Source organism: Micromonospora sp. SYSU B005, from assembly GCF_055362685.1.
The window spans coordinates 715681-728861 of the sequence record NZ_JAXCFU010000001.1; the positions used below are offsets into that span (position 1 = coordinate 715681).

Sequence of the window (13181 nt, forward strand, 5' to 3'; positions counted from 1 at the left end):
AGCGCGAGGAGTGAGCCGGTCTTGCGAGCCCCGCAGTCGCGAACCCTAAAGATGCGTGAAGCGCGAGGAGTGAGCCGGTCTTGCGAGCCCCGCAGTCGCGAACCCTAAAGATGCGTGAAGCGCGAGGAGTGAGCCGGTCTTGCGAGCCCCGCAGTCGCTGACCCGGAGGCACTGATGGAACGTCCGCTCGGCGTGGCCACCCGGGGCACGACGAACCCCAACCGGCTCCGGCGGGTGGACAACTGGATCGTCGAGGCCTGCGGCGACGCGCTGCGCGCCGCCGCCGACCCGCTGGTGGTGGACCTGGGCTACGGCGCCACCCCGGTCACCCCGGTCGAACTGCGGGCCCGTCTCGCGGCCGGGGTCCGCCCGGACGTGCGGGTGGTCGGCCTGGAGATCGATCCGGTACGCGTCGCCGCCGCCCTGCCGGCCGCCGACCCGCCCGGGCTGACGTTCGCCAGGGGCGGCTTCGAACTGGCCGGACTGCGTCCCGCGCTGGTCCGGGCCTTCAACGTGCTCCGCCAGTACGACGAGAGCGAGGTGGCCGACGCCTGGCGTACCGTCACCGGGCGGCTCGCCCCGGGCGGGCTGCTGGTCGAGGGCACCTGCGACGAGCTGGGGCGGCTCGGCTCCTGGGTACTGCTCGACGCCACCGGACCGCGCACCCTCACCCTGTCGGCGAAGCTGACCACGCTGGAGAGCCCTGCCACGCTCGCCGAGCGGCTACCGAAGGCGCTGATCCACCGCAACGTGCCGGGTGAACGCGTCCACGACCTGATCGAGGCGCTGGAACAGGCTTGGCGCTCCGCCGCCGGCTACGCCCCGTTCGGTCCTCGGCAGCGCTGGCTGCGTACGGTCGAGGCGGTGAAGGAGTCAGGCTGGCCGATCCAGGACACCCCCCGCACCTGGCGCCACGGCTACCTGACGCTCCCCTGGCCCGCCGTGGCCCCCCGCTGACCGCGCCGCCCTCGCCCCGCCCCCCGCGCTCATCACCCGCCGCGCCCGCTGTCCGCTGGCCGCCAGCCGTTTAGCCGCCGATCTTGGAGTTGTGGCGCCTCGCGAAATGCGCTTATCGGGCATTCGAGGCGCCACAACTCCAAGATCGGCGAAAACCACCCTCCCCGTGGAGCCCTGATCTCGGCCGAACCCTCTCCCGACAGGTTGATCTTGCACTTGCTGCCCCGGCAAAGCGGGCTAAACCGCCCAAACCGAGGGCCGGAAGTGCAAGATCGCGGGGCGAGGGCGGGGCCGGGGCCGGGGGGGATGGGGTCAGATGGTGCAGTTGATGAGGACCGGCTCGGGGTGGAGGGTTACGCCGAAGCGGGACTGGACGCCGTCGCGGATCTCGCGCGCCAGCGCCACCAGCGCGGCCGTACTGGCGGTGCCGGAGCGGTTCGTGAGCGCCAGCGTGTGCTTGCTGGAGATGGCGACGCCCTCCGGGCCCGCGTATCCCTTGCCGAACCCGGCCTTGTCGATCAGCCACGCCGCGCTGACCTTCACCGCGCCGTCGGCACCCGGCCAGTGCGGCGGCTCCCCCACGTCGGCGGCGCGTTCCCGCATCTGCTCGAACACCTCGCCCGGCAGCACCGGGTTGGTGAAGAACGAGCCCACCGACCAGGTGTCCGGGTCGGCCGGGTCGAGCACCATGCCCTTGCCGGCGCGCAGCTTGCGCACCGTGGCGCGGGCGTCGGCGAGCGGCACCCGGTCGCCCACCTCGACGCCGAGCGCCCGGGCCAGTTCGGCGTAGCGGACCGGGCCGGACAGCGGGGAGCGGGTGAGCCGGAAGTCGACGGTGAGCACCACCCAGCGGTCGCTGTACTTGAAGATGCTGCCCCGGTAGACGAATCCGCAGTCCGCCGCGGCGATCCGCACCACCTCGCGGCGGGTACGGTCGTACGCCTCGACGGCGACGATCGTCTCGGCGACCTCCTGGCCGTACGCGCCGACGTTCTGGATCGGGGTCGCGCCGGCCGAGCCCGGGATGCCGGAGAGGCACTCCAGCCCGGACCAGCCGCGCTCGACGGTGGCGGCGACGAGGTCGTCCCACGGCTCGCCGGCTTCGACACGTACCGTGACGGTGTCGCCGTCCTCGGCGACGGCCTGGAACCCCCGGGAGCGGACGAGCACGACGGTTCCGGGGAAGCCCTGGTCGCCGATCACGACGTTGCTGCCGCCCGCCAGCACCAGCACGGCCCGCTCTCGGGCTTCCGCTTCCTGCACCTTTAGTACGATCTGGGCGGCGTTCTCGGCGGTCTCCAGCCGCCCGGCGGGTCCGCCGAGCCGGAGCGTGGTGTAGCGCGCCAGGGTGGCCGGATCGGTCGGGTCACCGGCAGTAGCCGGTTCGGCGTAGACGTCTGACACGCCTTTCACCCTAGGCTGAGGGGTAGCCGGAGCACCCACTGGTGGCCCGGTCACCCCCGGGAGGATGGCGATGAGCAGACTGCACCACACGAAGGACTTCTGGATCGGCGCGCTGCGTACGGAGGGCCCCGCCTTCGCCGCGGCGGTGGCCGAGGCGCCGCCCGAGACACCCGTGCTGTCCTGTCCCGGCTGGACTGTCACCGATCTCGCTCATCACCTGACCCGCGTGTACGTCTGGGCGGGCACCGTGCTGTCCACGGGCGGCGCCACGCGCCCGGAGCGGCACGACCCGGAGCCGCCGGCGGGTCTGACCGCGGCGCAGTGGTACGCGCAGGAGTACGAGCGGCTCACCGCGCTGCTGGAGGCGACGGATCCGGAGGCGCCGGCCTGGAACTTCGCGCCCCAGCCGAAGAAGGCAGCCTTCTGGCCGCGCCGGATGGCGCACGAGACGGCCGTGCACCGCTGGGACGCCCAGCTCGCGATCGGTGCGGGTGATCCGATCGAGGCGAAGCTTGCGGCCGACGGGGTGAGCGAGGTGCTGGACACCTGGCTGCCGGCGGGTCGGCGGGTGCAGCCCGGGCAGTGGCGCGGCGTGGTGCAGCTGAACGCGACAGACGCGGCGCAGGAGTGGTACCTGCGGTTGCGGGGTGAAGGGGTCGCGCTGCTGGACACCGCGACGATCCTCGACCACGACGACCACCGCGCGCGGGCGCAGGTGTCCGGTACGGCGAGCGATCTGCTGCTGGCGCTGATGGGGCGGATCAGCTTCGACGCGCTGGACGTGGCGGGCGACCCGGCCCTGCTCGGGGGCCTGCGGGTCGGCTGACGACGGGCACCGGACGGAGAGGGGCGGCGGCCGCCCCTCTCCGTTTCTTTTCGGACAGCTCTGAGAGCGCTCTCTTGACAAGGTCCCGGACCCTCCACCACGCTGTCGTGAGAGCGCTCTCTTAGTTCCGGAACCGCCTTCCACCACCCTTTTCGACGACCCGAGAGGTCAGGGACAGCATGCTCACCTTCACGCGCCGCCGCCTGGCGGCGGTGGCCCTGGTCGCCGCCACCGCATTGCTCGGCACCACCGCCTGCGGCGGCGGTGACGATGCCGCCGCCGACGGGCCGATAACGCTCACCGTCGACGTCTTCGGCCAGTTCGGTTACGCCGATCTCTACCAGGAGTACATGGCCAGCCACCCCGGCGTGAAGATCGTCGAGCGGGGCACCGGCGGCAACCTCGACGAGTACTCCCCGAAGCTCACCCAGTGGCTCGCCGCGGGCAAGGGCGCCGGCGACGTGGTCGCCATCGAGGAGGGCCTGCTCGTCGAGTACAAGGCCAACCCGCAGAACTTCGTCAACCTGCTCGACCACGGCGCGGCCGACCTGAAGGGCAACTTCCTCGACTGGAAGTGGAACCAGGGGCTCACCGCCGACGGCAAGCAGCTCATCGGCCTCGGCACTGATGTCGGCGGCATGGCGATGTGCTACCGCACCGACCTGTTCGCCAAGGCCGGTCTGCCCACCGACCGGGAGGCCGTGTCCAAGCTCTGGCCCACCTGGCAGGACTACATCAAGGTCGGTGAGCAGTTCACCGCGAAGAAGACGGGCGCGTCGTTCCTGGACGCCGCGACCAACACGTTCAACACGATCCTGCTCCAGACCGCCGGCAACAGCAGCGGCTACAGCTACTACGACACCGGCAACAACCTGGTCGTCGGCAGCAACCCGGCGGTGAAGCAGGCGTACGACACCACGATGGACATCATCGACTCGGGGCTGTCCGGCAAGTACGGCTCCTGGTCCGAGGAGTGGGTGTCGGCGTTCAAGCAGTCGAAGTTCGCCACCATCGCCTGCCCGGCCTGGATGACCGGCGTGATCGAGGGCAACGCGGGCGCCGGCGCCAAGGGCAAGTGGGACATCGCCCAGATCCCCGGCAACGGCGGCAACTGGGGTGGCTCGTTCCTCGCCGTGCCGAAGCAGAGCAAGCACCAGGCTGAGGCGATCGAGCTGGCCAAGTTCCTGACCAGCGCCAAGGGTCAGATCGGCGCGTTCAAGGCGAAGGGTCCCCTGCCCTCCTCGCCGCAGGCGCTGGAGGACCCGGCGATCATCGACTCGAAGAACGCCTACTTCTCCGAGGCGCCGGTCGGGAAGATCTTCGCCGAGGGCGCCAAGAGCCTGAAGCCGGTCTACATGGGACCGAAGAACCAGGCCGTACGCACCGAGGTCGAGAACGCCGTCCGCTCGGTGGAGCTGGGCAAGCGCTCACCGGAGCAGGGCTGGACCGACGCGGTCGCCAACGCCGAGAAGGCCGCCGCCAAGTAACCCGAGCAGCGCGTGCGGGCGGCCACCCGGCCACGGGGGCCGCCCGCACGGCGGAAAGGAGTCCCGGGTCATGGCCGTCCAGCTCGACGCCCGCCCGCCGGTCGCACCGGCACCCCGCCCCACCCGTCCCGGCCTGGGCAACCGGCTCAGCCGGATCGACACTAAGTACTCGCCGTACCTGTTCATCGCCCCGTTCTTCCTGCTGTTCGGCGTCTTCGGGGCGTACCCGCTGGCGTACACGTTCTGGGTCTCGCTGCACGACTGGGACCTGCTCGGCGCCGAGCACCCGTTCATCGGCTTCGACAACTACACGCAGCTGCTCGCCGACTCGGACTTCTGGCACTCGGTGGTCAACACGCTGGGCATCTTCGTGATCTCCACGGTGCCCCAGCTGCTCGCCGCGCTCTGGCTGGCCAACCTGCTCAACCGGCAGCTGCGGGCCCGGACGACCTGGCGGATGGCGGTGCTGATCCCGAACGTCACCTCGACCGCCGCCGTGGCGATCGTGTTCGCGGTGCTGTTCGGCCGCGAGTTCGGCATGATCAACTGGCTGCTCGACCACGTCGGGATCAGCGCGATCGACTGGAAGGCGAACCGGTTCGCCGCCTGGGTCGCCATCTCCACGATGGTCGACTGGCGCTGGACCGGCTACAACGCGCTGATCTTCCTCGCCGCCATGCAGGCCATCCCCCGCGACCTGTACGAGTCGGCGGCGATCGACGGCGCCGGCCGGGCCCGCCAGTTCTGGTCCATCACGGTGCCGCTGCTCAAGCCGACGATCATCTTCGCGGTCATCATCTCCACGATCGGTGGCCTCCAGCTCTTCACCGAACCGCGGATGTTCAACTCCGGCACCAACGCGATCCGCGGCGGGCCGCTGCGGGAGTCGCAGACGGTGACCATGTACATGTTCGAGAACGCCTTCGCGCCGCACTACAACTTCGGCTACGGCTCGGCGGTCGCCTGGCTGCTGTTCGCCCTGATCGCTGTGGTCGCGGCGATAAACGTCCTGCTCCTGCGCCGGCTCGGCGGCGGCTCCCGCAAGGAGGTCTCCCGATGACCCGCCTCTGGTCGGCAAGCCGGCTCACCTACCTGGCGCTGACCCTCTCGGCCGTCCTGTCGATCTTCCCGATCTACTGGATGTTCGTGGTGGCCAGCCGCACCAGCGACACGATGGGCCAGGTGCCGCCGCCGCTCACCCCCGGCGGCAACCTCGGCGCCAACATCGCCCGGCTGTTCGACAACACCGACGCGTACTTCCTGACCGGTCTGATCAACTCCGCCATCGTGGCCACCACCGTCACGATCTCGGTGGTGTTCTTCTCCACGCTGGCCGGGTTCGCGTTCGCCAAGCTGCGCTTTCGCGGGCGCAACGCGCTGCTGCTGGTCATCGTCGCCACCATGATGGTCCCCACCCAGCTCGGCGTGATCCCGCTCTACCTGCTGATGACGAAGCTGAACTGGAACGACCGGCTGCCCGCCGTGATCGTGCCGGCGCTGGTCACCGGCTTCGGCGTGTTCATGATGCGCCAGTACGCCGGCCAGGCGGTGAGCACCGAGCTGATCGAGGCGGCCCGGATGGACGGCTGCAACACCGCGCGGATCTACTGGAACGTGGTGCTGCCCGCGCTGCGCCCGGCCGCCGCCGTCCTCGGCCTGCTCACGTTCATGACCACCTGGAACGACTTCCTGTGGCCGTACGCGGTGCTGAACGACCCGGAGAACCCGACGGTGCAGCTGTCGCTGCGGGCCCTCTCCGACGGGTACTACCAGGACATGTCGCAGGTGTTCACCGGTACTGCGATCGCCACGCTGCCGCTGCTGCTGGTGTTCATCGTCTTCGGCCGCCAGATCATCGGCGGGATCATGGAAGGTGCGGTCAAGGCATGAGCAACGTCCGATTCCCGGAGGGCTTCGTCTGGGGCGGGGCCACCGCCGCGTACCAGATCGAGGGCGCCGCCCGCGACGACGGTCGCGGCCCGTCGATCTGGGACACCTTCAGCCGTACGCCGGGCGCGGTGTTCGCCGGTCACACCGGCGACGTGGCCTGCGACCACTACCACCGGTACGCCGAGGACGTCGCGCTGATGGCGGAGCTGGGGCTGCGGGCGTACCGGTTCTCGGTGTCCTGGCCCCGGGTGCGGCCGGACGGCACCGGCCCGGTGGAGCCGCGCGGGCTGGACTTCTACGACCGGCTGACCGACGCGCTGCTGGACGCCGGCCTCGACCCGATCGTCACGCTCTACCACTGGGACCTGCCGCAGGCGCTGGAGGACCGGGGCGGCTGGACCGTCCGGGAGACCGCCGAGCACTTCGCCGAGTACGCGCTCGCCGTGCACGGCCGCCTCGGCGACCGGGTCCGCACCTGGACCACGCTCAACGAGCCGTGGTGCTCGGCCTACCTCGGGTACGGCTCCGGGGTGCACGCGCCGGGACGCCGCGACGCCGGTGACGCGTTCCGGGCCGTACACCATCTGCTGCTCGGCCACGGCCTGGCGGCGCGGGCGTTGCGCGCGGCCGGCGTGGAGACGCTCGGGATCACGCTCAACCTGGCCGACGTGCAGCCGGCGGACGCGGGCAGCGCCGCTGACGCCGAGGCGGTCCGGCTCGTCGACGGCCTGCACAACCGGATCTTCCTGGACCCGCTGACCGGCGGCGGCTACCCGGCGGACGTGCTGGCCCACGTCAGCCGGATCGTCGCGCCGGACTTCGTCCGGGACGGGGACGAGAAGCTGATCGCCGCGCCGCTGGACCTGCTCGGCCTGAACTACTACGCGCCCACCTACGTGTCCGGGCGGCCCGACGGCGCCGGAGGCGACGCGTACCCGGGCACCGCCGGGGCGGTCGAGTTCCTGCCGCCGGCCGGACCGCTCACCGAGATGGGCTGGTCGATCGAGCCGGCCGGGCTGACCCGGCTGCTGGAACGGGTCGCGGCCGACTATCCCGGACTACCTCTGATGATCACCGAGAACGGCGGGGCGTTCCCGGACACCGGCCTCGACGAGCGGGGCGGGGTGGCCGACGCCGACCGGGTCGCCTACCTCGACGGGCACCTGCGCGCCGCGCACGAAGCCATCGCCCGCGGCGTGGACCTGCGCGGTTATCTCGTATGGTCGGTGCTGGACAACTTCGAATGGGCCGAGGGTTACCGGAAGCGGTTCGGGATCGTCCACGTCGACTACCTGACCCAGCGGCGCACACCAAAGCGCAGCGCCCGCTGGTACCAGGAGGTGATCGCCCGGAACGGGCTGTGACGAGGTGGTGGTTACGGGGATGACGACGGCACAGCGACCGACCCTGGAGGCGGTGGCCCGGCTGGCCGGCGTGTCCCGGGCCACCGTCTCCCGGGTGGTGAACGGCTCGACCACAGTCGCCGAGCCGATCCGGCAGGCGGTACGCCGGGCGGTCGAGGAACTCGGGTACGTCCCGAACCTCGCCGCCCGCAGCCTGGTCACCCAGCGGACCGACTCGGTAGCGCTGGTGATGCCCGAGGCGGCCACCCGGGTCTTCTCCGACGACCAGGTGTTCCCGGGCATCATCCGGGGCGCGGCACAGGAGCTGGAGGCGGCGGACAAGCAGCTCGTGCTGATGCTCGCCGGTTCGCCGGCCGGGCACGAACGGGTCGAGCGGTACACCACCGGGCGGCACGTCGACGGGGTGCTGTTCGCCTCGCTGCACGGCGAGGACCCGCTGCCCGGCCGGCTCGCCCGCCTCGGCATCCCGGTGGTGTGCAGCGGGCGGCCGCTGGACGGCGCCGACGTGCCGTACGTGGACGTCGACCACGAAGGCGGCGTGAGCACTGCGGTGCGGCACCTGATCGCGAGCGGTCGGCGGCGGATCGCCACCATCGCCGGGCCGCAGGACATGGTCGCCGGGATCGAACGGCTGATCGGCTACCGCACCGCGATCACCGAGGCCGGGCTGCCGGAGCTGGTCGCGTACGGCGACTTCACCCGCGAGTCCGGCACCGCCGCGATGCGCGAACTGCTCGCCGCCGACCCGGAACTGGACGCCGTGTTCGCCGCCTCCGACCTGATGGCGCACGCCGCCCTGCGCACGCTGCGGGAGGCCGGGCGGCGGGTGCCCGAGGACGTGGCGGTGATCGGGTTCGACGACATCGAGACGGCGGCGTACACGGAGCCGCCGCTCACCACTGTGCGGCAGCCGATAGTGGAGCTGGGCCGGTCGATGACCCGGCAACTGCTGCGGATCGCCGCGGGCGAGCAGGTCGAGCAGGCGCTGGTGCTGCCGACCGAGCTGGTGCTACGCGAGTCCGCGTGATCATCCGGTCACGCTGATTATCCGGTCGCGGGCGGGCGGCGGCGGGGCTAGGGTCCGCCGGATGAGTGGAGCCGAGATCCGTCCCGCGCGCCCCGACCACGCGCCCGCCGTGGTGGCGTTGCGCTCGCTCGTCTACCCGTACCTGGTGCGCGGCGTCGAGTCGACCCACCGCATGATCGCCGAACCACCGCCCGGCGAGGACTGGGCGGCCTGGGTCGCCGAGGCGGACGGGCAGGTCGTGGGCTGGGTGTCGGCGTACCGCAACACGCAGACCTCGACACCGGGCGTGGGCGAGATGGCCCTGCTGCACGTCCATCCGGAGCACCGCCGCCGGGGCACCGGCACCGCGCTGTTCGAGACCGCGCTGGACCACCTGCGGACGCTCGGGACCACCCGGGTGCTCACCCACGCGTGTACCGAGTCGCTGCCGTTCGCGCAGCGGCACGGCTTCACACCCAGCCGGGAGCTGCGTTACTCGGCGCTGGACCTGAGCACCGCCCCGCCGATGCCGCAGCCGCCGCCGGGCGTACGGCTGGTGTCCGCCGCCGGGCTCGACCCGCGCCAGGTGCACCGGGTCGACGCCGAGGCGTCCCGGGACGAGCCGGGGGACGTGCCGACGGACTCGCTCGGCTTCGACCTGTGGCGGCACGAGTGCTGGGACAACCCGGGGCTGGACCGGGAGGCGAGCACGCTCGCCGAGGTGGACGGCGACCTGGTCGCGCTGAGCCTGGTGAAGCGCGACGGCGACCGGATGTGGTCGGACTTCACCGGCACGCTGCCCGCGTACCGGGGGCGAGGGCTGGCCCGGCTGGCCAAGCAGGCCGCGCTGCACACCGCCGCCGCGCGCGGGGTACGCACCGCGTACACCTCGAACGACGAGGCGAACGCGCCGATGCTGGCGGTGAACGAGCGGCTCGGCTACCGGCCGGTGGACAGCCAATGGTCGTGCCGGCGCACGCTCAGCTGAGCCCGGCGGCCACCCGCACCGCTGCGGCGTACGTGTCGGCGCCGAACAGCACCAGCCGCGCCTCGGTGACGTGCTCCGGGGTGGCCGCGTGCAGCACGGTGAGCGCCTGCGCCACCGCGTCCTCGACCGGCCAGCCGTAGATCCCGGCGGAGATGAGCGGGAACGCGACGCTCGTCGCGCCGAGCCCGTCGGCGATGCGCAGGCTGTTGGCGTAGCAGTCGCGCAGCAGCGCCGAACGGTCCTCGCGCGGCGAGAAGACCGGGCCGACCGTGTGCACCACCCAGCGGGCGGGCAGGTTGCCGGCGGTGGTGGCGACGGCCTGGCCGGTGGGCAGCCCGCGCCCGTAGCGGGAGGCGCGCAGCGCGCGGCACTCCTCCAGGATCGCCGGTCCACCGCGCCGGTGGATCGCGCCGTCCACTCCGCCGCCGCCGAGCAGCGACGAGTTGGCGGCGTTGACTATCGCGTCGACCTGCTGCGCGGTGATGTCCCCCTCGATCAGGACGGTGTCCATCTCAGCTCTCCTCGATCGGCTGGCCCAGCGAGCGGCGGGCCAGCAGCGCGGCCCCGGCGACGGCGGCCGGCATGACCAGCACCGCGCCGAGCGGGATCAGGAAGCACAGGAAGACCGCCACCCCGAAACCGAGCGCCGTCGGCCGGTCGGCCCGCAGCCGCACCCGCCGGTCCGGCAGCCGCATCCCGCGCCGGTAGAACGGCGCGCCGACCAGCTCCAGCGCCAGGAACCAGCCACCCACCAGGGCACCGACCACCGGGACCACCGTCTGTCCCACCACCGGGATGAAACCGGCGGCGAACAGGGGTACGCCGATCAGCGCGGACAGCGCCACCAGGCGCAGCGAGTCGGCGAGGCTGCGCCGCAGCGAGGACCAGAACGGCACGTCCACCGCGCCGGGGGTGCCGCCGAGCCGGTCCTCGACCCGCTCGGAGATCGCCTCGTAGAACGGGTCGCCGATGACGAGCGTGACGGCGGTGAACGTGAGCACCCCGACCAGCCCGGCGACCCCGACCACCGCCAGCCCGGCGGCGACCCGCAGCAGCCCGCGCCAGGGCGACGACCAGTCGTCGGCGAACGGGGTGAGCCAGCCCGCCAGGTCGTCGACGAAGTAGAGCAGCGTGGCGAACAGGGCCACGTAGAGCGCGCCGGTGATCAGCGCCGGGATCACGCCGAGCAGCATCAGCTTCGGGCTGCGGACGTACATGCCGAAGCCGCGCAGCAGCAGCCCGGCACCGCCGAGGAAGCGGGTGGCCGCGCCGGTGACCGGCGCGATCGTACGGGAGGCGTTCACGACGGCACAGCCTAATCTGCCGGTGCACCACAATGGGCGGGTGCGTGCGTCCCGGCTGATCTCGCTTGTGCTGCTGCTCCAGTCGCGGGAGACGATGACCGCCGCCGAGCTTGCCCGCGAGCTGGAGGTGTCCGAGCGGACCGTCTACCGGGACGTGCTGGCGCTCTCCGCCGCCGGTGTCCCGGTGTACGCGGACCGGGGCCGGGCCGGCGGCTACCGGCTGCTCGGCGGCTACCGGACCCGGCTGACCGGGTTGAGCCGGGACGAGGCCGAGGCGCTGTTCCTGGCCGGGCTGCCCGGACCCGCAGGGGACATGGGACTTGCCGACTCGGTCGCTGCCGCCGAGCTGAAGGTGCTGGCCGCGTTGCCGCCGAGCCTGCGGGACGCGCCCGCGCGTACCGGGCAGCGGTTCCACCTGGACGTGCCCGGCTGGTTCCGGGAGACCGCGCCGCCGCCGACGCTCGCCGAGCTGGCGCGGGCGGTCTGGCGGGACCGGATGGTGGAGCTGCGCTACCGGCGCGGGGACCGGGAGGTGACCCGCACGCTTGCGCCGTACGGGCTGGTGCTGAAGAACGGGGTCTGGTACCTGGTCGGCCGGGTCGGTGACGGCTGGCGGACGTACCGGGTGGACCGGGTGGTGGCGGTCGAGGTGGGCGCCGACGGGTTCGAGCGGGACGAGGACTTCGACCTCGGCGCGTACTGGCGGGAGCAGGCCGGCGCGTTCCTGCGCGAGCTGCTGCGGGAGCGGGTGACGGTGCGGCTGGGCCCGGCCGGGTTGCGGGCGCTGCGGTACCTGGTGGACGCACCGTTCGTCTACACCGAGGCGGTGGACGCGGCCGGGCCGCCGGACGAGCAGGGCCGGCTGGTGCTGCGGCTGCCGGTCGAGTCGGTCGACGTGGCGTACACCCAGTTGCTGGCGCTGGGCCCGGAGGTGGAGGTGCTGGCGCCGCCGCGGCTGCGGGCGCGCTTCGCCGAGGCGACCCGCCGCTCGGCGGCGCTCTACACCGATCCGCCGTCAGACGGTCAGCGGTAGCCGTCCGGGTCGGCGGGCTTGCCCGGCTTCACCACCTCCTCGTAGTAGCGGGCCCAGTGCGGGCGGCTGCCGTCGACGTCGGTGAAGCCGTACACCTGGGCCAGGCCGCCGCTGTCGAGAGACTGCCCGTTCCAGCGGGCCCGGTCCGGGTCGGCGGCCAGGGCGGCCACCGCGCGACCGACGAACGCCGGCGTCTCCGACATGACGAAGTGCGGCTCGGTCTTGGCGGCGTCGCGCCAGGTGGCCTCGGTGACGCCGTAGTGTTCGAGCATCGCCTCCGAGCGCAGCCAGCCCGGCGTGAGCGCGACGGCGGTGCAGCCGTGCGGGGCCAGCTCGTGGGCCTGACTGAAGCCGAGCCGGTTCACCGACACCTTCGCCAGGTCGTAGAAGACCGACAGGCGGTACTCCCTGTCGTTGTGCTCCTTGGTGCCGTCGCCGACCTCGACGACCAGGCCGCCCGGGTTGCGGATCAGCAGCGGCAGCGCGAAATGGCTGGTGATGATGTGCGAGTCGACGGCCAGCCGCAGCGTGCGGAAACCGGCGTCGAGCGGCTGTTCCCAGACCGGCTTCTCCCAGGTGATCAGCGGGTCGGCGCCCCAGACGTCGTTCACCAGCACGTCGAGACGACCCTGTTCGGCGTCGATCCGCTCGACCAGGCGGCGTACCTGCTCGGGGTCGAGGTGGTCGACGGCGACGGCGATGCCGGTGCCTCCGGCGGCCGTGACCAGCTCGGCGGTCTCCTCGATCGTCTCCGGCCGGTCCATCTCGGAGCGGCGCTCCCGGGTGGTGCGGCCGGTGGCGTAGACGGTGGCCCCGGCGGCGCCGAGCTGCACGGCGATCTGCCGGCCGGCGCCCCGGGTCGCGCCCGCGACGAGCGCGACAGTTCCGGTCAGTGGTGAGTTCATGGGATCACCGTGTCAGC

General features: G+C 72.2%; 13 protein-coding genes. 9 read left to right on the plus strand and 4 right to left on the minus strand.

The window, feature by feature from the left end; all coding sequences use genetic code 11:
- Nucleotides 1–174: 174 nt before the first annotated feature.
- Nucleotides 175–957, plus strand: coding sequence for a class I SAM-dependent methyltransferase (locus SM452_RS03415; RefSeq protein WP_463839275.1), 783 nt, complete (start codon nt 175–177; stop codon nt 955–957).
- A gap of 312 nt (nt 958–1269) precedes the next feature.
- On the opposite strand, the gene SM452_RS03420 is transcribed toward SM452_RS03415, so the two are convergent.
- A complete protein-coding gene (locus SM452_RS03420) occupies nt 1270–2361 on the minus strand; it encodes a UDP-N-acetylmuramate dehydrogenase (protein ID WP_463839276.1) in 1092 nt (363 codons plus the stop codon).
- A 70-nt stretch (nt 2362–2431) separates the two neighbouring features.
- Between SM452_RS03420 and SM452_RS03425 the strand changes: the two genes are divergently transcribed.
- The 7 genes from SM452_RS03425 to SM452_RS03455 all read left to right on the plus strand — a co-directional run bounded on the left by SM452_RS03425 (nt 2432) and on the right by SM452_RS03455 (nt 9922).
- Entirely contained in the window at nt 2432–3187 is a 756-nt protein-coding gene (locus SM452_RS03425; RefSeq protein WP_262013201.1) for a maleylpyruvate isomerase family mycothiol-dependent enzyme, read from the plus strand.
- Between the two features lie 179 nt (nt 3188–3366).
- Nucleotides 3367–4674, plus strand: coding sequence for an extracellular solute-binding protein (locus SM452_RS03430; RefSeq protein ID WP_262013202.1), 1308 nt, complete (start codon nt 3367–3369; stop codon nt 4672–4674).
- A 70-nt stretch (nt 4675–4744) separates the two neighbouring features.
- Complete coding sequence (locus SM452_RS03435) at nt 4745–5734, plus strand: carbohydrate ABC transporter permease (RefSeq protein WP_262013203.1); 990 nt, start codon at nt 4745–4747, stop codon at nt 5732–5734.
- The gene (locus SM452_RS03440) at nt 5731–6564 is read left to right on the plus strand and encodes a carbohydrate ABC transporter permease (protein ID WP_030504579.1); all 834 of its coding nucleotides are present in this window, start codon (nt 5731–5733) and stop codon (nt 6562–6564) included. Before SM452_RS03435 ends, SM452_RS03440 begins: the two co-directional genes overlap by 4 nt.
- The gene (locus SM452_RS03445; RefSeq protein WP_463839277.1) at nt 6561–7928 is read left to right on the plus strand and encodes a GH1 family beta-glucosidase; all 1368 of its coding nucleotides are present in this window, start codon (nt 6561–6563) and stop codon (nt 7926–7928) included. Before SM452_RS03440 ends, SM452_RS03445 begins: the two co-directional genes overlap by 4 nt.
- A 19-nt stretch (nt 7929–7947) precedes the next feature.
- Nucleotides 7948–8955: a LacI family DNA-binding transcriptional regulator gene (locus SM452_RS03450; RefSeq protein ID WP_135242205.1), complete on the plus strand. Its 1008-nt coding sequence runs from the start codon at nt 7948–7950 to the stop codon at nt 8953–8955.
- 61 nt (nt 8956–9016) lie between these two features.
- The gene (locus tag SM452_RS03455; RefSeq protein ID WP_262013205.1) at nt 9017–9922 is read left to right on the plus strand and encodes a GNAT family N-acetyltransferase; all 906 of its coding nucleotides are present in this window, start codon (nt 9017–9019) and stop codon (nt 9920–9922) included.
- On the opposite strand, the gene SM452_RS03460 is transcribed toward SM452_RS03455, so the two are convergent.
- Both SM452_RS03460 and SM452_RS03465 read right to left on the minus strand, forming a co-directional pair.
- A complete protein-coding gene (locus SM452_RS03460) occupies nt 9915–10433 on the minus strand; it encodes an O-acetyl-ADP-ribose deacetylase (RefSeq protein WP_262013206.1) in 519 nt (172 codons plus the stop codon). The two genes, SM452_RS03455 and SM452_RS03460, sit on opposite strands and share 8 nt — an antisense overlap.
- Before the next feature lies 1 nt (nt 10434).
- Nucleotides 10435–11226, minus strand: a complete 792-nt coding sequence (locus SM452_RS03465; RefSeq protein ID WP_262013207.1) for an EI24 domain-containing protein — start codon at nt 11224–11226, stop codon at nt 10435–10437.
- A gap of 40 nt (nt 11227–11266) precedes the next feature.
- Between SM452_RS03465 and SM452_RS03470 the strand changes: the two genes are divergently transcribed.
- Nucleotides 11267–12259, plus strand: a complete 993-nt coding sequence (locus SM452_RS03470) for a helix-turn-helix transcriptional regulator (protein WP_463839278.1) — start codon at nt 11267–11269, stop codon at nt 12257–12259.
- Here SM452_RS03470 and SM452_RS03475 read toward each other — a convergent pair.
- Complete coding sequence (locus SM452_RS03475) at nt 12250–13164, minus strand: SDR family oxidoreductase (protein ID WP_463839279.1); 915 nt, start codon at nt 13162–13164, stop codon at nt 12250–12252. The two genes, SM452_RS03470 and SM452_RS03475, sit on opposite strands and share 10 nt — an antisense overlap.
- Nucleotides 13165–13181 lie beyond the last annotated feature (17 nt).

What these genes read in the sequence shown, in the direction of transcription:
- SM452_RS03475 (WP_463839279.1), bottom strand. Translation starts at nt 13,164, where the DNA reads ATGAACTCACCACTGACCGGAACTGTCGCGCTCGTCGCGGGCGCGACC.
- SM452_RS03445 (WP_463839277.1), top strand. Translation starts at nt 6,561, where the DNA reads ATGAGCAACGTCCGATTCCCGGAGGGCTTCGTCTGGGGCGGGGCCACC.
- SM452_RS03440 (WP_030504579.1), top strand. Translation starts at nt 5,731, where the DNA reads ATGACCCGCCTCTGGTCGGCAAGCCGGCTCACCTACCTGGCGCTGACC.
- SM452_RS03435 (WP_262013203.1), top strand. Translation starts at nt 4,745, where the DNA reads ATGGCCGTCCAGCTCGACGCCCGCCCGCCGGTCGCACCGGCACCCCGC.
- SM452_RS03425 (WP_262013201.1), top strand. Translation starts at nt 2,432, where the DNA reads ATGAGCAGACTGCACCACACGAAGGACTTCTGGATCGGCGCGCTGCGT.
- SM452_RS03460 (WP_262013206.1), bottom strand. Translation starts at nt 10,433, where the DNA reads ATGGACACCGTCCTGATCGAGGGGGACATCACCGCGCAGCAGGTCGAC.
- SM452_RS03430 (WP_262013202.1), top strand. Translation starts at nt 3,367, where the DNA reads ATGCTCACCTTCACGCGCCGCCGCCTGGCGGCGGTGGCCCTGGTCGCC.
- SM452_RS03415 (WP_463839275.1), top strand. Translation starts at nt 175, where the DNA reads ATGGAACGTCCGCTCGGCGTGGCCACCCGGGGCACGACGAACCCCAAC.
- SM452_RS03455 (WP_262013205.1), top strand. Translation starts at nt 9,017, where the DNA reads ATGAGTGGAGCCGAGATCCGTCCCGCGCGCCCCGACCACGCGCCCGCC.
- SM452_RS03450 (WP_135242205.1), top strand. Translation starts at nt 7,948, where the DNA reads ATGACGACGGCACAGCGACCGACCCTGGAGGCGGTGGCCCGGCTGGCC.